The organism is Streptomyces sp. NPDC085460, assembly GCF_044541975.1.
In the GTDB taxonomy this organism is placed as follows: Bacteria; Actinomycetota; Actinomycetes; order Streptomycetales; family Streptomycetaceae; genus Streptomyces.
Genome location: NZ_JBITTO010000016.1, coordinates 37,954 through 53,998, shown reverse-complemented (window position 1 = coordinate 53,998; position 16,045 = coordinate 37,954). Strand labels below are relative to the sequence as shown.

The window sequence follows — 16,045 nt, the reverse complement described above, 5'->3', positions numbered from 1 at the left end:
TTGTCCGTCCGCTGCGTCTGTGGTGCCCCGGCCCGGGGGCAGGCATGAGCGCCCCCGGGCCCGGGCCGAACCGGCAGAGCGGGAAGGGACTTTGGGTAGGTGGGTCCTCTTCCCGCTTGTCTCAGCGGCGGCGGTAGCGCTGGTAGCTGATGACCGATCCGTCGATGGCCGTGCCGGCCACGACGGCCCACCACATCTCGTCCGGTACGACAGGGCCGTGGATGACCGTGAGCGCGGCGAGGGTGGTCATGGCGAAGGCGCTCCAGCGCAGATTTACGGCCAGGCAACTCAGCGAATGCGTTTCAGCCGTGAAAACGAGCGGAATGCTAGTTTCGGTTGAAGCCGGAAGCAGCCTGGCTAGCCTCTGGCGGATGTGAATCATGGCGTGCCCTCCTAGGGGTTCGATACAGGCATGGTTCTCGTCGGGGCCCCTCTTCCCAGGGGTCCCGACCCATGTCCGCGGAACGTTATAGGCCTGGCCGGAGCGAGTCACGCGCCGCATGAGCTGTGAAAACGGAATGCTGGTGCGCCTGTTGACGCCTGAAGGCGCCCGCGCGACGCGAGGGCGAACATTCCTGCGCAAAGCCTGGCGTATTTCTGTTCACATGTGCCCGGAAGGCTGTTCAGGGCCTTCCGTACTAGGCGGGCGGGCGCGTTCATCGGACTCTCGGAGGAGTAGCCCGATCGAGTGAACTGGAGCGCACGGTTTCCGGGCTCCATGAAAACGGACAAGGACACAGAAGCGCGTAATAGCACTCAAAATGATGGCGGGCTGGCCGGTACATGCGCGGCCGGGCTTCTCGGACACGATCGGAGTGCGGCCGGCCCGGAACAGGCCTGTCACCTCTCCTCCGTTACGACGATCTGGTGATCTTCGCCCGCGCGCCCGGTACCGTGATCGGCTGGCCGGGGCAGGCTCCCGCAGTTCGGTCGGCCAGAGCTTCGCGTGGACCGCTCCTACGACGACGGCCCGAATCCTGCCCGCCAGCGCGACAACGGCCGCGACCGGCAACCGTCAGGGCTGCAGGCGAGTCCTCTGGATTACTGGCATCCCGGTCAGCAGCGAGGAGCGCGCCGTGTCGAACGGACTCCCCCGTCCCTGCGCAGGCACCCGAGCGATGCCCGCCGCTCTGACCGCAAGGCCCCGCGTCCACGCAGCGAGCGGCCGCTGGGACATCGGCAGGCATGCGGTTCAACGACCTCACCGGTCGGACCGGCCGCGGGCACGCCCATCATCGCCGACTGTCCACAGAAGGCGATCAGCCCAGCATTCAAAGGACCGCATCCGTACCCGCAAGACCTCCACCGTGTGGGGACACCGCCTGTGCGGACGCGTGCGCTGAGGAAGCCCCCTCATGCCGGTCACGCAGCAAGGAGCGGCTTGTCCGCGGTGAAGTCTCGGCGGAACAGGTCCGGAGCCTTGGCTGCAGCCGGATCGGGGACGGTGGTGCGGCGCCGGCAGCGCAACCGGATCCCTTCGATCCCGAACGCCCCGCATGATCCTGGCGACCCGCTTGTGGTTGACCGCCTCGCCGCTCGTCTCACGGAGTTCGGTGGTGATTCCGGGGCTCCGTAGGTACCGTCCGATTCCTTGTGCACCGCATGTATCTGGGCGGCCGATTGCGCGTCGGCCGCCTGCCGGGCGGCCCGGTCGACAGGTGTCCGGCGCCAATAGTAGAAGCTCGAGCGGGAGGACAATGGACCAGCATGTCTCGGCTGCCTGTCGAAGGCGCGAACCGGGGCCGGGACTCCAGGGCGACTGCGTGCAGTGGACAGCGGTTCAGGGGTGTCCAGAATCTGGATGTTGTCGGATTCAACCATAAATGGAATCAGGACAGTTGGGGTCATTCAGGCTTCCGAATATGCTGCAAGCTCAAGCTTCGCTCAGAACATGCAGCTTGTTCTGTCGGCTACACCTCGTCAGCGCTAGCGTTCAGTGCGTCACCTGATACTCGCAAGAACGTTCGAATCTTGCGGCGCCCACCATCAAGCGTTGGGGGAAGTAATGAACGTGAAGTCGGGGCTTCGGTCCCTGGGGGCAAGGCGTGCTGTCGCAGCTGCCGCGGTCGCCATCGCGGCGGTCGGAGCGGTGCCCAGCGCCGCCTATGCACTGAACAACGTCCGCACATGGAACGCCTCGGCAACCCCGCTCGTCGTGAACGGGTATGGCAGCACGGGCAAGGCGTACGGGACCTGGAAGCTGTACAACGGCTCCAACGGCACCCGCTCGCACGCCTCCGCGAACACGAAGCTGTCCAACGCGGACAACCACAAGGTGTACATCGAGCTGAACACCCAGGTGAACGCCGGGTACTGCACGACGTACAGCAAGTTCCTGTCGTGCACCCAGCAGTACTGGTCGCACGCCAGTGACGAGTCGGACCACCACAGCAGCAAGTCGTACAAGTACAACCCGGCATCGACCGGCGTATCGGGCGACGCGGACTACGCCCGAGGCCGGGTGAAGGCGTTCCTCGACATTCCGTGGCGTGACGACCCGGAGACCGGCTGGTCCTACGCCGAAGGCGCGGACAACTACTGAGCTTCTTCGGCGGCCACCCTGGGGAGCGAACGCCGCTCTTCAATTGACCGGCCTCTGAGCTGCGACAGCAGTCGACGTGGCAAGGCGCAGCCGTCACCCGATCGTGGCCGTTCTGAAGAGGCTCACCGATCGAGCCTGAGTTAGCGTTCCGGGTTGCCGACGCTGCCAGCCTCGGCAACCCGGAGCACGGCCTCCCTGACCAAGAGAGCAACATCAGTGGATCATCTTCTGCGCTGCCACGAAGTCACCAAGGACCACGGGGGAAGCTTCCGGCTCGGGCCGGTGTCCTTGGAGATCGCCAGTGGTGTCACCTGCCTCGTGGGCCCCAACGGGGCTGGCAAGTCAACATTCTTCAGGCTCGCCGCCGGCCTGGAGAAGCCCACATCCGGAAGCCTCGCCCTCGACGGCGGCGGACCCGGCAGAGCGCCGATCGGGTACCTGCCGCAGGATCCGGAACTGCCGCGCGGCGCCACCTGTGAGGAGTTCCTGCACTACGTGGCATGGGTGCACAAGGTGCCCGCCGCTGAGAGGGCCGCAGCCGTATCCGATGCCCTTACTCTCACCAACCTGACAGATCGCCGCACCACCAAGGCCAGGACGCTCTCCGGCGGTATGACCCGCCGGCTGGGCATCGCGCAGGCCCTGATCCACGACCCCTCGCTGATACTGCTGGACGAACCCACGGTGGGGCTCGACCCCCGCCAGCGAATTTCTTTGCGCGAAACGATCGCCAAGGCCGCGCTCGGGCGCATCGTCATCGTCTCGACCCACCTGGTGGAAGACATCCGTGGCCTGGCCGATCGGGTCATCGTTCTCAGCGCAGGCCGTGTCGTCTTCGACGGAGACGTTCCCGCCCTGGAAGAGTGCGCCCAGCCCGACGCGCCCGGTGACACCGACCTCGAGCGGGCCCTCGCCACCCTGATGGGAGAAGCAGAGTGAACGTCCACTCCCTCAGGTACGCGGCCCGCACCCTCATCGGCCCCTGGGTCGCCCTGCCCGCAACGGTGCTGGAAGTGCTCAACTTCTTCCAGCGTGGCATGCCGTGGCGCGGCGAGACGCTGTGGACGGTGGACTGGTTCGCCATCTCGCTGTTCATCATCGGCCCGCTCATCGCCGGAGCAGCGGCCGTGGACGCCTCACGGCTGACCAGGCCAGGCAACATCCATCTTGTCGTGGGTGTCAGCCGACCGCACCGGCCCTACCTCCGCGCAGCTGCGTGGTGCGCCGGCCCCGTTGCCGCCGTTCATCTTCTCGCGATTCTGGCCGGCCTCGCCCTCGGAGGATTCTCCAGCAGCACCGCATGGTTCCTCATCCTCACCGCGATCCTCGTGCAGATCCTGGCCATTGGCTGGTACGTGGCCATTGGATCAGCGATCGGTCGCTTCGCCAGCCCGCTCATCGCAGGAGCCGGCGCCGCCCTCGGATCCTTCACCCTGATCTACCTGCTCGGTGAAGGCGGAAAAGAAGTCTTCGAACCCCTCGCTCTCGGAGGCGCCACCGTCTCCCGGCTCGGCTACGAATACGACCCTGGCTACCTGCTTGCCCAGGTGGCCGTCTTCGGCGGAACTGGCATTCTGCTGCTCATCCTGCCCATCCGGATGCGCTCAGGCGTCCGTGTCCCGACCGCGGTCGGCCTGTCCCTCGCGCTGGCGGTCGCTGGCGTCATCGCCGCAGGCCCGTACACATTCCCTTCCGACCGCCTCACCGCGAGCCCGAAGGCTCCGACCCGCTGCACCGGTGCAGAGCCGACCATCTGCCTCTACCCGGAGCACGAACGCTTCGAGGCACAACTCGTGGGCCACATCCAAACCCTCTCGGGCGCGGCCAAGGCCAAGGGATACCCATACTTCGTACCCAACCGGGTCGAAGAGATCAGCCGTACCTACCGCGTGAACGGCAAGGGCACTCTCGGCCTGGACATCCAGGCGGACGCCTACGCCACCGGCACGATCGATATCGCCGACGTAGCCGTCGAACTCGTGCGCCCCCTGCACTGCGAACAGCTCTACACCGGGGCGCCTCCCGGCGAGGCGTACTGGCAGCGCGAAATGTCCCTGCACGCGACACTGCTCAGCCTCGCTGGACTCAAGGTCAACGAGGAGGACTACCCCCAGCAGATCAAAATCCTCAGCCCCGAGCAGGTACGCGCCATCTTCGCCGACTACGACCGCTGCGACCTGGAGGGCGCGTGAGGTCCGGCCTTCACACCGCCCGGGCATGGATCGGCGTCCACTCCGCAACACCGGCCCTCCTACTCCTGGCGGCCAGCGCTGCTCTGTCACTCATCGGCGCCAAGGCCATGCTCGACAGCCTGGGCTTCATGGTCTTCGAGACGCCCGTCTCGCTGCTCCTGCTGATTCCCACGCTCGCCGGCGTGGCCGTAGCGGTGGGCACTGACAACACCGCCCGGATTCCTCTTCCAGAGCCTCCGCGGCTCATCGGTACCCGGCTTGCCTGGGTGTCGATTCTCACCATAGCTGCGGCCGTGGCAGCGAACCTGGGCCAGTTGATCGGCCCTGCCGTCCCGTGGCAGGCCGGGCTCCGCAACACCCTGGTGCATGTCTCATTGGCGGTAGTGACTTCCGCCGTGGGGTATATCTCCGTTGCCTGGCTTCCGCCAGTCGGCCTCACCCTGGCCAGCATGTTGTTCGGCTACCCGCCGTCTGAGCCCCGGTACTACTGGTGGGCGGTCATCATGGAAAAGGACGTGACGCCCGGCCAGTGGGCCGTCGTGATCGGAGCTTTCACGGTAGCGGCCAGCATCTACGCCCTAGCCCCTGCACGAAAGCTCCACCTAGGAAAGCACCCGTTCACCGCCACCCCCGAACGACAGACACCCCCGCTCGTCCGGACCAAACCGTGACCGGCCAGGATCCGTACCCCAGAAGGAGACACCCGTGGAACTCGTCATGTGGGTCGTAGGAGCATTCATCGTCGTGAGCTTGGTCGGCTTCATCCTCAGCCAGGTTTTCGTGGCGCTCAAAAGGAACCGCGCACGGCGTAACGGTTGACCTCGTTTGACGACCGGGGCTTTGCCGGCGATTTCCGGGTTCTGGCACACATTGAGCGACTCTGTCGGGGATCTTGAGGTTTCAGGGACAGGGCTGTTGGGGGTTCGGGACACTTTGGATGGTTCGTTGCAATCCTCTCTTCCTGGGGTGACCAGTGTCCGTTCGTCCCCTGTCCGGTGTGGTGGTGCCAGAGCTCACGGTTCGGATGGCGAGGGCCAGCAATCCTCGTGGGACTACGGCCATGTGGGTGCGTGACCAGCTCGACGGGCTCTGGGGCGACGAGGACTTCGTCTGCTGGTATCCGCGCGATGGCCGCCCTGGCCTCTCGCCGGCTCAGCTGGCGACCGTGTGCGTGCTGCAGTTCCTGCTCAACCTCTCGGACCGGCAAGCAGCCGAGGCCATCCGGTACCGCATCGACTTCACGTACGCCCTGGCCATGGAGCTGGACGATCCCGGCTTTCACCACAGCGTGCTGACCGACTTCCGGGACCGGCTGTCCCAGGACAACCGCGCGGACCAGCTGCTGTCCCTGGCCCCGGACCGGATGCGGCGGGCCGGTCTGGTCAAGGAACGCGGAAGACAACGAACCGACTCCACCCAGGTCCTTGCCGCAGCGCGGGAACTCACCCGCCTGGAACTCGTCCTCGAAGCGGTACGCGCCGCGCTGGAAGAAGCCGCCACTCGCGCCCCCGAGATCCTGGACGAGCTGGTGGCGTACGAGGCCGGGACAGACGCCCGTCGGCTCCTCGAATCACCTGCCACCCCACCAGCGCGGCCATCGGCAAGGCCGCGGGCCGGGACGGACTGAATCAGCGGCTTGCCGACTACTGAGGTTCCCCCGCAGCGCGGGAGTGGCTGACTAGCTGGTCAGAGCAGGTTGACGTGGTTTCAGGTTCACTTGTTCGGTCGCTGCCTGGTCGGCGTAGTGCTTCTCCTCGAACTCGATCGGGCTGAGGTATCCGAGCCGTTTCTGGATGCGGCGGGGATTGTAGAAGCCGTCGATGTACTCGAAGAGCGCGAGGTTCGCCTCGGCACGTGTGGCGAAGACGCGGCCGTGGATGCACTCGGTCTTGATGACCATCCACAGGTTTTCCGCCAGGGCATTGTCGACGAGTCGCCGACCGAGCCCATGGACGCCTGGATACCGGCCCTGACCAGGCGTGTTGTGAGCTTCACGGACGTGTATTGACAGCCGTGGTCCGCGTGGTGAATGAGTTCACCCGGCGCGACTTCGCGGCTGGCCAGGGCATACTCCAGCGAGGTCAGGACCAGGTCCGCGTCCGCACGGGCGGAGGTCTCCCAGTCCACCACCCGGCGGGAGAACGCGTCGCGGATCGCGGACAGCCACAACGGCCCCTCCTCGGTGGGGATCATGGTCAGGTCCGTGGCCCACAGCCGGTTCGGCCCGCTCGCGGTGAAGTCGCGCCCGACCAGGTCAGGGGCCAGATCGGCGTCCGAGTCACGCCGGGTGAAACCCTTGCCCTTCCGGGGGCTGATCCCGGCGAGGCCGGCCTGGCGCATGAGCCGCTCGACGCGCTTGCGGCCGACATGGACGCCCTCACGCTTGAGGACGGCGTGCACGCGGGGTGAGCCGTAGATCCCGCCGGACTCGTCGTGGACCTGCCGGATCCTGCTGGCCAGCTCGGCGTCCCGGCGGCGCCGTTCGCACGGCTCGGTCTCTGCCTGGCGCCACCGGTAGTAGGTGGAAGAGGGGATGTTCAGTTCCCGGAGTACGGGCTCGACCCCCAGATGCGGGTGCTCGTTAACGAGCGCCGTCACCTGGGCCGGGTCGGGTCGAGCTGCGCCGCGAAAAAAGCCGAGGCCGTCCGCAGGACCTCATTCGCCCGCTTGAGCTGTGCATTCTCCTTGCGCAGGGCGGCAAGCTCCTCCCGCTCTGCGGTGGTGAGCATGTCGTCGCGTTCGCCGGCGTCAGCCTCGGCCTGCCGGATCCAATTGCGCAGGGCCTCGTGGTGCACGCCGAGCTCCTCGGCCATACGGCGGATCACGGGCTTCGGCTCGGCGGTCCGGTACATCCGTACCACACGCTCACGCAACTCCAGCGGGTACTTCCTCGGCGCAGGCATCGTCTGGGCTCCTCTCATGAGACCCATCTGACCCTCTGTCACCCATCCCCGCATCTCGGGGGAACCTCAACGGCGCCTGGGATCTTGTGGTTGAACGGAGGATTGATCGTGTGGCGGGGCGGCGCGCTGAGGCCCACATCCAGGCTGGAGGCGGCGGCTACGAAGGCGAGGTTGATGTCGATGCCGACGACGTAGGGGTAGGCCGTGGCCTCGTGGTCGGTGGGGGGCCGGTTCCAGTCCCAGGCTTCCTCGTTCATCGCGTCTTCAGGCTGTCGGCCTTGGGCGAGGGGGTGGGCGTCGTGGGCCTCGGGTGGTGCCGGGTCGAGGGGTTTGACGAGTGCGTTGGCGTTCTCGGCGGAGACCCAGCGGCCGGCGGCGGGTGAGTAGTCCGCACGTGTGGCGGGGCGCAGTGCTGTCATGAGTTCCTGGCCGCACACGGCTGTGGAGCCGGTGGGTGTGATGACGCGGTCTGTGTAGGTGCCGAGGAGTGCGGCGAGCGGGCCGGGCCTCAGGTCGGGCAGGTTCCAGCCGTCGCGGTCGGACAGGGCTCCCCACCCGGTCAGGGCGAGTTGGACGCAGGATCGTTTGCCGTTCTCGACGGGCAGATAGACGCGTGCCCAGGGACCGAATCCGCTGCGGGTGAGGCGGAAGCCGGCGTCTCGCAGGCGTCTGATCTCAGGGTGGCTATCGGGCAGCCTCAGTTGGTTGCGGTTGTCCAGGGCGGGGGCAGGCCGAGGTACTGCATGGCCGGCGGTGTCAGGACGAGGAGGGGGTCGGCGTCGTTCCTGGCGTTCTTGTGCAGGCGGGCGCGTCCGATTCCTGCGTTGAGCGCCCAGTAAACCAGGTCGAGGAGATGGTCTGCGCCAGTGTCGGTGCCTGTCTGGTCGGCGAAGTGCGCGATGAGGCCTTCACCCTCCAGGTCGATGACGGCAAGCGGTCCGCGCGGGAACGAGGAGTGCGGTGCTGTGTCGCGTGAGGTGACCACGGGGCGGGGGCGGCTCGGGGGGCGGGAGGGTGGGGGCGGCGGTGCGCTGCTGATCGCGGTGGGCTGCTGGTGGGGTTGTTCGGTGATGGCCTGGAGGCCGCTGAGGAGGCGGGCGTAGGCGGCCCGCTGCATGCCGTGAGGTTCGCGGCTGCCTGATTCCCATTCCTCGACGTCGTGAGGATCGCACTGCAAGGCATCGGCCAAAACCTGCAGGGAGAGGTTGGCGCTGTTTCTGAGACGGGCGCGTTCGGGGTGGTCGGGCAGCGGGGTCCTGAGTGATTCGAGGAGAGCGTCGACGCGGGGAAACAGGGCGTCTTCGGAGTCGTTTTGCACAGCACCGGAATCTTGCAGGCGTGTCCACTTGGCATGCGAGTTCGCGCCATCGTGGAAACGCCTGACCGGTGCGGTGGGACAAGCATGTAAATGCACAGACCTGCACTGTCTCCGTGAGACTACCCAGCCCCAACTGTGCTTATTTTGACGGGATTTATTCTACACCCGTGAGGTCCTACCTCAGTGTTCGAGTATCGCGTGAAAGTTCGCGGTGCTGTGCGTGCACAACGGCACGGGAAGGGCGGGGATAAGTGTCGCGGGGTCTGCAGGTCGTCCGTCGTGACGAGCGGGGGCGGGAAGTCACGATGCCTGCCGCCTGGGCGGCAGGCATCGAGGTGGTGGGCGCAGAGCCGGTCTGGGTTCCTCTGCGGCATCCGTCCGAGCGGAGCATTGTGACGTACTGGTGGTCGGCGACGACGGGCAGACATGTGGGCTGCCGGTCGCTTGAGCGCCTGTCGGTGGCCATGCTGCTGGACTTCCATCCGACCGTGGCCGATTTCTCTGCCTGGACGGCCCGTCTGGAATGGCGCGAGCAGGGCCGCGTCCAGCGTTTCGTGCCAGACTTCTTCGTACGCACAGCAGCGGGTGAGACGGTGGTGGTGGCCTGTCCGCCGGCTAAGGGCCCCAGCGCGAGGTGGCAGCGGCAGCAGGATGTGCTCAAGGAGGCATGCTCCGAGGCGGGATGGCAGCTGGGGTCGCCTCGGCTGCCTCGGCCTGTGGCCATGGCCAACTTGCGCTGGATCTCCCGCTACCGGCATCCCCGCTACGCCGATGCGGCGATGGAGCGGGCGCTGCTCGATGCGTTCAAGGCACCAGCTGGGCTCCTGGAGGGAATTGAGAATGCGGGGCTGCCTCCCCTCCAGGCACTGCCTCGTCTGTATCACCTGATGTGGCGCCGTGAGCTGAGGATGGACTGGAGTATTTCTCTGGGGCCGGCCACGGTGGTCCGCCGTGGCGCGGGTGCCGTGACGTCGATGCGGCCGTTCCGGGTCGCAGAGCCGTCGTGATGGCGAAGGCGGCTACGGCCGAGCAGGTGTCGCGTGCGCATCATGGCCTGCTGTCGTGCGGGGACATGGTGCGCTGGCGGGGCGAGCGGTACTCGGTGGTGATGCTGGACGGGGTGATGGTGCATCTGGCGCCGCGGCCGGGAAGCGGCCTTCCTCTGGTGGCTCTTCCGGTCGGGCTTCTGGCTTCGGCCCGTGACTTCGCTGTCCTGGACGCCGAGGGCCGGCCGGTCACGCACGCTCCGATCGCCGACTTCGGTCTCATGGAGGGAATCAGTCCCCAGGCCGACCGTGAGGCCCGTATCTGGGAGCGGCACGTCATCGAGGTGGCGACCGGACTGCTGCCCGGGCAGGCCGAGGATGCCACGCCCCGGCCGGGCTACGCGCCAGGTGAGTTCACGCTGATCGAGCGGTACAAGACGAAGGCGGCCGAGCTCAACGCGGTGCTGGACTTCAACGTGTCGTGGCACACCGTTCAGCGCAAGCGACTGCAGTACGAGAAGAGCGGTGTGTGGGGGCTGGTCGACAAGCGGCGCACCCGGATGCCGTCCCTGTACGGGCGGTGCGATCCGCGCATGGTCGATGTGCTGCTGCAGCTGGTCCGGGAGCGGGAGGGCAAGGTTGCGATCACCGGGTCGGCGCTGTTCACGCTGGTGCGCCGCACGGTGCGCCGCGAGTACGGGCCCACGATGAAGGTGCCGCCGGACACCACGCTGTACAAGCTGCTGGACCGGCTCGGGATCAGGGTGACGGATTTGCGGTCTGCCTCGCGCCGGAAACCGGGGGCAGGCAACACGCCCGGGCCGCCGTTCGGGACGACGACCGCGGTGGCGCCGGGTGAGCTGGTGCAGATCGATTCCACGGACCTGGATGTGAAGGTCCTGGGCGATGACGGGCTGCCGACCTCGGTCGAGCTGACGGTGATGGTGGATGTCGCCACCCGCAGCATCCTGGCGGCGGTCCTGCGGCCCAAGACCTCCCGGCACCGGCGGGCACGCAAGGGCTCGCAGCGGCTGGGGCTGGTGGCCTCTCGCAAGAGTCCTGGGCGTGCCACGAAAGCGGTGGACGCCACGCTGCTGCTGGCGCAGGCCCTGGTTCCGCTGCCGATGCGGCCGGGTTTCTCCGCGGCCGCGCACGCGTCGGCGTCTGATCTTCCCTATGAGGAGCTGGTGGCCGCGGACGAACGCATGCTGCGGGCGGCGAGCCGGCCGGTGATCTTCCCGGATCTGATCGTGATCGACCACGGGTCGGTCTTCACGGGAACGGCGTTCTTCGACGCCTGCGCCTACCTGGGTATCTCGGTGCGTCCCGCCCGCGTCCGCACGCCGACCGACAAGGCGATCATCGAGCGGACGAACGGTTCCATCAAGTCGCTGTTCAGCCAGTACGTGAACACCTACACCGGCAACAGGCCCGGCTACCGGGCGAAGACCGTGGACGGCGAGACGCTGTTCACGCTCGCCCAGCTCGACGACCTCCTGCAGGAGTGGATCGTCCTGGGCTGGCAGAACCGTGTCCACGACGAGCTACGCAACCCCTACGACCCGAAGCTTCCTGCGCTCACCCCGAACCAGATGTACGCGGCCACGGTGCGGGCGGCCGGATATATCCCGGTCCCCCTGGGCCGGGACGACTATCTGAGGCTGCTGCCCACCGCCTGGGTCGGGGTCAGCGACGAGGGCATCCGGTTCATGAACCGCGTCTATGAGAACCCCGAGGGCGGGCTCGACCCGTACCGCAACCGCCGGTCGGGACTCGGCGGCAAACGCCGCGGCGGCTGGCAGCTGCGCTACAACCCCTATGCCCCCGAGCATGTGTGGCTGTACGACCACGAAAAGACGCAGTGGGTCGAGGCATCGTTCCGGCATCAGCATCTGATCGGCGCGCCGTGGACGCAGTACCTGTGGGACATCGCGACGACCGAGCACCTGGCGCGTGGGGGCCGCAAGGACGATGACGATGCCATCGCCCAGGCGCTGGCTGAGCTTCTGGAGCGTGCCGGGCAAGGCCCGCAGGAGATGACCGCGGCCGTAGTTCCGGACGGTTGGGGGCCGCAGTTCCCTCCGCCGGCCCCGGCGCCCGTGTTCGACCCCTACGCCGCGGCGGACACCTCCGCTGCGGGCCAGGATTGGGGGGAGCTGGATCTGCCCGACGACGGGATGTACGGGCTGCCCGGGCCGGCCGATCTGTCACGGCGCGCCCTGGACGGCGGTGACCCGCTGTTCTTGAGCACTGCCTCGCAAGGCAGCGCCTGGAGCGCCGAGGCGATGGCCGCTTTCAAGGACAGCTACTTCGACGGTCTGCCGCCGCTGGACCCCGACGGTGCCGCTCTCGCCAAGCCGTCCGATGAGCCTGGGCTGCCGGGTCCTGAAGGCGATCTGTTCGATCTTTCCGGCCCTGACCTGGAGAACTAATGATGAAGCGGCCGAGTATCGGTGACGAGGAACTGCGCGACCTGGTCGACGGGCCGGATCAGCTGCGCCCGCCCGCGCCGGAGTGGTGCGACACCCTGACGAACTGGCGCGCCTCGGTCGACCGCGTCCTTGATCCGCCGAATCTGGCCGACTGCGCTCCGCTGGGTACCGAGGTCAGCCCGGACGACCCCCGGCTGGTGTTCCACGGCAGCATGCGGCCGGTGGAGACCCCGGCCATCAAGACCGCCAGGCTGGTGGTAACGCGTCAGCTCTATGCCAATGCCAAGAGGACATCGGGTCGGCTCGGTGTCATCGTCCAGGGTCCGTCCGGTACCGGGAAGACCTCGCTGGTGCGGTACGTGGGCCGAGATCTGGAGGTGCGGCTGAACGAGCGCTACGGCCGTAACGACGACCGGATCCCGGTCGTCGCGCTCAGCGTGCCGGACAAGGGCCGCGGAGGAACACGGAACTGGAGCGGCGCCTTCGCCCGCTTCCTCGGGCTGGAAGGATCGCTGGGCAGCGATCCGACCGATTCGATCTGCTACGTGATGCGCCACTGCCACACCCAGCTCGTCCTCATCGACGGCATCCATCGGCTGCAGCACGGCGCCGATGTGAAGCAGACCTTCGCCTACCTCGAGTACATCAGCGATGAGACCGGGGCAACGTTCGTCTACTGCGGCCGCAACAGCCGCGCCATCGTCGACCCCTACCTGCGCGACAGCGAAACACCACGGGACAAGAACGAAGAACCCTGGGGCGACCACCCCGTCCTGATGACCAGCCGCCTGGGCTACGACAAGGAAGGCAAGGACCGCTTCCGCCGCATCGTCAACGAATTCGACAAGGACCTGCGGCTCTACCATCACCAAGCCGGGGACCTGACCGGCCTCTCCCCCGCCCTGCACCTGCGCAGCAAGGGCTACCTGCGGGCCCTGTCCCAGATCATCTGCCAGGCGGCCCAGCACGCCATGCTGTCCGGCGAGGAACGCATCAGCGAAGAGCTGCTCGACACCCTCACGGTCGGACGAGTCGTCCACATCTGACCACCCGCTCCGGTCCGGTCCCGCTGGTGGCGTGTCGGCGCCGGCGGGCCCGGACGGTGCCCGCCGGCACGGCACGCGGGCGGGCGCGCCGCCCGCGGATGAGAGGTCAGGACCGGCCGGGCGTTGTGCTGATGAGGTCCGCTGGGGGTGTGCGGCGGGCGCCCAGCTGCGGGTCCCACACCATGTGCACACGCTCCAGGGCCTGGCGTTCTTCCTCCGTCAGGCTCCCGGGATCTTTTCGGATCTTGTGGATCCAGGCGCCGAGGCGGACGGGGTGGTCGCTCCACAGGATCTCGACGTGTCTGGCCGGGACGCTGAGGTGCCCCTCGCGGGTGAAGTAGGCGACTGCCGCCTGGAGGTGCTCGCGGAACTCCTGGTCCCGTTCCGTGCCGCGGGGGCCGTGGTAGATGCTCGCGACGTAGGGACCGAGATGGATGGCGAGCAGGAGCTCTGCCTGGGCAGGGTGCAGGGTGTGGAAGTGGTTGCGCTGACGGCTGATCCACTGCCCCAGAGGAACGCCGTCGGGGGTTTTGTAGGCGTTGGGAACGTGCGCGTTGCCGTGCTGTTCGACGTGTGCTTTGGCGTGGGCGTAGAAGCGGCGCCAGGTGACGGTGAAGGGCGGGTTCCACCAGGGGTCGATATCGGTGAGGGCCTGCACTTGGGCGGGGGTGAGAATGCCGGCTTTGGCTTTGCGCCGGCATTCGGCGATCCAGCGGCCCACGCGGTGGCCGCCGTGCGTGGCGTCGTGGGGTGGTGCGAGGTGTCCGTGCTGGGTGGCCCAGGCCCGGGCGTGGTCCAGCATGCGGGGAAAGTCGCCTTCGGGCGGGAGCCACAGCATGCCGAGGTCGTCGAGTGCGGTTCGGTGTTCGGGACTGAGGCGGCCGATGGTGTGCCGGGTGCGCTGGTTGCCGATCCACTCCCCCAGCGCGAAGCCGTCCGGGCCTGTGTAGTGGGCGGGCACGTCCAGGTGGCCGTAGGTGCCGTGGTAGGAGATGGCGCTGGTGTAGGCCTGGTCCCAGTCGCCTGTTGGGGGAAGGGTGATCTCCAGGCCGAGAGCGTGGGCGATCTCCAGGGCGCGTTCGGGCAGGTGGTAGTGGACTTTACGCGTGGGACGGCTGGTGGAGCCGCTGGAGTGGGGCATGGCGACGCGGTCGAGGAAGGTGTCGTCGTGGGCGCGCAGGGCTTGGAGGATGTTCCACAGGCCGCCGAAGCTGGTGCCGGCCAGGACGTCGTGGGCGCTGGCCCCGTCGGGCAGGTAGACGGGGATGACGAGGGTGGCTTTCTTACCCTCGCCGGGCTGCTGGCGCAAGGCGCGGCCGATGGACTGGATGGCGTCGATGACGCTTTTGCGGGCGGCTGCGAAGACGACGGCGTCGATGGCGGGGATATCGACACCTTCGTTGAGGACACGGACGTTGCTGAGGACCGCGCGCCGGCTGGTTGCGTCGAAGTCCGTAAGCAGCCGTCGGCGTTGCCAGGGTTTTTGTGTGCTGTCGACGGCGTGGGACCACAGGTCGGGGATCGTCAGGTCGCCGGTCACCTGGCCGGCGGTGCCGGGAAGGGCTCTGGCGAAGGCGTGGGCGGCGGCGATGCGGTTGTGGAAGACCAGGACGCGCCGCAGGTCGTGGTCGGCGATGGCGCGCAGTACCGCGACGTGGAGGGCCGCGGTGCGCAGTCCGTTGTGGTGGCTGGTGCCGGCGGGCGGTGCGGTGAGGATGGTGCGCAGGTCGGTGTCTTCGATGACCGGCATGACGACGCGGTAGTCGGCGAGGATTTTGCGTTCGATGGCGTCGGCCAGGCCGAGGCGGTAGACGGTGGGGCCGAAGATGTCGACGCGGTCCATGGTGGCGTCGGGCATGGATTCGAACAGCGAGGAGAGGCCGCTCGCGGGTGCGGGGGTGCGGAAGATGCGCGGGGTGGCGGTCATGTAGAGGCGGAGCTTCGCCGGGATCTGCGCGTCGTCGTGGATGACGCCCCATCCTTCGTCGGAGCGTCGCGTGGCGCGGTGGGCCTCATCGATCACGACCAGGTCCCATGCCGGTATCCGGTGCCGCTCGTGGAGGTGCCGGATGCGGTGCAGGGAGCCGTAGGTGACGAAGACGGTCACCGCTGCGCGGGCCCGCTTCAACAGCTGGGCGGCAGCGTCCGGGTCGGTAGTCATGATCGCCTGCTCGCCGCTCAGGCCGCTCGTCGTCTGCCTCATCGACGAGACACCGATCGCCATGCCGCCCCGGCCCGCCTCGCGCCATCTTTGGATGGTCTGGGCGAGGAGTTCCAGGGTGGGGACGACCACCAGGACGTGGCCGTCCCCCGCGGTCTGGTCGGCGATGTGGGCGGCGGTGAGCGTTTTCCCCGTTCCGCAGGCCGACACCACGGTGGCGCGGCGCTCGCCGGATGCGAACGCGGCCAGGGCTGCGTCGGCGGCTTCGGTCTGGTGCGGACGCAGGCGCGGCAAATCGGGTGTCACGTGGGTTCCTCGGGATCGCTGCCGGACACCCTCGCTGGGACCCGGTGTGGTGCTGACAATGCACCGTATGAGGCGGGTCCAGCGGCAAGTCGGGGGCCTTGGGAATCCGGCCGGATATCGCTGGTGGCGTGGGGAGTCTGAGACATTCTGGGGTTGTCT

General features: G+C 67.6%; 14 protein-coding genes and 1 pseudogene. 8 read left to right on the top strand and 7 right to left on the bottom strand.

The genetic code is table 11. The features are described from left to right. Nucleotides 1-121 precede the first annotated feature (121 nt). On the bottom strand, nt 122-250 hold the full coding sequence (locus ACIGHB_RS31130) for a hypothetical protein (protein ID WP_399917740.1): 129 nt from the start codon (nt 248-250) through the stop codon (nt 122-124). A gap of 1,905 nt (nt 251-2,155) precedes the next feature. Here ACIGHB_RS31130 and ACIGHB_RS31125 point away from each other — a divergent pair. The 5 genes from ACIGHB_RS31125 (at nt 2,156) to ACIGHB_RS31105 (ending at nt 6,361) form a co-directional block, all read left to right on the top strand. Continuing rightward, nucleotides 2,156-2,542, top strand: coding sequence for a hypothetical protein (locus ACIGHB_RS31125; protein WP_399917737.1), 387 nt, complete (start codon nt 2,156-2,158; stop codon nt 2,540-2,542). 216 nt (nt 2,543-2,758) lie between these two features. Further along, nucleotides 2,759-3,481: an ATP-binding cassette domain-containing protein gene (locus ACIGHB_RS31120; RefSeq protein ID WP_399917735.1), complete on the top strand. Its 723-nt coding sequence runs from the start codon at nt 2,759-2,761 to the stop codon at nt 3,479-3,481. Further along, nucleotides 3,478-4,734, top strand: a complete 1,257-nt coding sequence (locus tag ACIGHB_RS31115) for a hypothetical protein (RefSeq protein WP_399917733.1) — start codon at nt 3,478-3,480, stop codon at nt 4,732-4,734. The genes ACIGHB_RS31120 and ACIGHB_RS31115 overlap by 4 nt, the downstream gene beginning before the upstream one ends. A 107-nt stretch (nt 4,735-4,841) precedes the next feature. Then, the gene (locus ACIGHB_RS31110; RefSeq protein WP_399917731.1) at nt 4,842-5,405 is read left to right on the top strand and encodes a hypothetical protein; all 564 of its coding nucleotides are present in this window, start codon (nt 4,842-4,844) and stop codon (nt 5,403-5,405) included. Nucleotides 5,406-5,800: 395 nt separating this feature from the next. Further along, the gene (locus ACIGHB_RS31105; RefSeq protein WP_399917729.1) at nt 5,801-6,361 is read left to right on the top strand and encodes a transposase; all 561 of its coding nucleotides are present in this window, start codon (nt 5,801-5,803) and stop codon (nt 6,359-6,361) included. 51 nt (nt 6,362-6,412) lie between these two features. On the opposite strand, the gene ACIGHB_RS31100 is transcribed toward ACIGHB_RS31105, so the two are convergent. From ACIGHB_RS31100 to ACIGHB_RS31080, 5 genes and pseudogenes are all read right to left on the bottom strand, one after another. Then, a complete protein-coding gene (locus ACIGHB_RS31100; RefSeq protein ID WP_399917726.1) occupies nt 6,413-6,634 on the bottom strand; it encodes an IS3 family transposase in 222 nt (73 codons plus the stop codon). 44 nt (nt 6,635-6,678) lie between these two features. After that, nucleotides 6,679-7,332: pseudogene (locus ACIGHB_RS31095) on the bottom strand (IS3 family transposase); the annotation flags it as partial. After that, the gene (locus ACIGHB_RS31090; protein WP_399917724.1) at nt 7,329-7,637 is read right to left on the bottom strand and encodes a transposase; all 309 of its coding nucleotides are present in this window, start codon (nt 7,635-7,637) and stop codon (nt 7,329-7,331) included. The gene ACIGHB_RS31090 and the pseudogene ACIGHB_RS31095, both read right to left, overlap by 4 nt. A 38-nt stretch (nt 7,638-7,675) precedes the next feature. After that, on the bottom strand, nt 7,676-8,056 hold the full coding sequence (locus ACIGHB_RS31085; protein WP_399917722.1) for a hypothetical protein: 381 nt from the start codon (nt 8,054-8,056) through the stop codon (nt 7,676-7,678). A gap of 278 nt (nt 8,057-8,334) precedes the next feature. After that, complete coding sequence (locus ACIGHB_RS31080) at nt 8,335-8,955, bottom strand: multiprotein-bridging factor 1 family protein (protein WP_399917720.1); 621 nt, start codon at nt 8,953-8,955, stop codon at nt 8,335-8,337. Nucleotides 8,956-9,260: 305 nt separating this feature from the next. On the opposite strand from ACIGHB_RS31080, the gene ACIGHB_RS31075 reads away from it, so the two are divergent. Genes ACIGHB_RS31075 through ACIGHB_RS31065 form a run of 3 tightly spaced genes read left to right on the top strand, consistent with a single transcriptional unit; the run spans nt 9,261 to nt 13,419 of the window. Further along, a complete protein-coding gene (locus ACIGHB_RS31075) occupies nt 9,261-9,962 on the top strand; it encodes a TnsA-like heteromeric transposase endonuclease subunit (RefSeq protein WP_399917718.1) in 702 nt (233 codons plus the stop codon). Beyond that, nucleotides 9,962-12,373, top strand: a complete 2,412-nt coding sequence (locus tag ACIGHB_RS31070; RefSeq protein ID WP_399917716.1) for a hypothetical protein — start codon at nt 9,962-9,964, stop codon at nt 12,371-12,373. The genes ACIGHB_RS31075 and ACIGHB_RS31070 overlap by 1 nt, the downstream gene beginning before the upstream one ends. Continuing rightward, nucleotides 12,373-13,419 (top strand): AAA family ATPase, encoded by a 1,047-nt coding sequence (locus tag ACIGHB_RS31065; RefSeq protein ID WP_399917714.1) that lies wholly within the window; start codon nt 12,373-12,375, stop codon nt 13,417-13,419. The genes ACIGHB_RS31070 and ACIGHB_RS31065 overlap by 1 nt, the downstream gene beginning before the upstream one ends. Nucleotides 13,420-13,525: 106 nt before the next feature. On the opposite strand, the gene ACIGHB_RS31060 is transcribed toward ACIGHB_RS31065, so the two are convergent. Next, entirely contained in the window at nt 13,526-15,886 is a 2,361-nt protein-coding gene (locus ACIGHB_RS31060; protein WP_399917712.1) for a Helicase associated domain protein, read from the bottom strand. Between the last annotated feature and the right edge of the window lie 159 nt (nt 15,887-16,045).

What these genes read in the sequence shown, in the direction of transcription:
- ACIGHB_RS31070 (WP_399917716.1), top strand. Translation starts at nt 9,962, where the DNA reads ATGGCGAAGGCGGCTACGGCCGAGCAGGTGTCGCGTGCGCATCATGGC.
- ACIGHB_RS31085 (WP_399917722.1), bottom strand. Translation starts at nt 8,056, where the DNA reads ATGACAGCACTGCGCCCCGCCACACGTGCGGACTACTCACCCGCCGCC.
- ACIGHB_RS31065 (WP_399917714.1), top strand. Translation starts at nt 12,373, where the DNA reads ATGATGAAGCGGCCGAGTATCGGTGACGAGGAACTGCGCGACCTGGTC.
- ACIGHB_RS31090 (WP_399917724.1), bottom strand. Translation starts at nt 7,637, where the DNA reads ATGCCTGCGCCGAGGAAGTACCCGCTGGAGTTGCGTGAGCGTGTGGTA.
- ACIGHB_RS31075 (WP_399917718.1), top strand. Translation starts at nt 9,261, where the DNA reads ATGCCTGCCGCCTGGGCGGCAGGCATCGAGGTGGTGGGCGCAGAGCCG.
- ACIGHB_RS31110 (WP_399917731.1), top strand. Translation starts at nt 4,842, where the DNA reads ATGCTCGACAGCCTGGGCTTCATGGTCTTCGAGACGCCCGTCTCGCTG.
- ACIGHB_RS31100 (WP_399917726.1), bottom strand. Translation starts at nt 6,634, where the DNA reads ATGGTCATCAAGACCGAGTGCATCCACGGCCGCGTCTTCGCCACACGT.
- ACIGHB_RS31130 (WP_399917740.1), bottom strand. Translation starts at nt 250, where the DNA reads ATGACCACCCTCGCCGCGCTCACGGTCATCCACGGCCCTGTCGTACCG.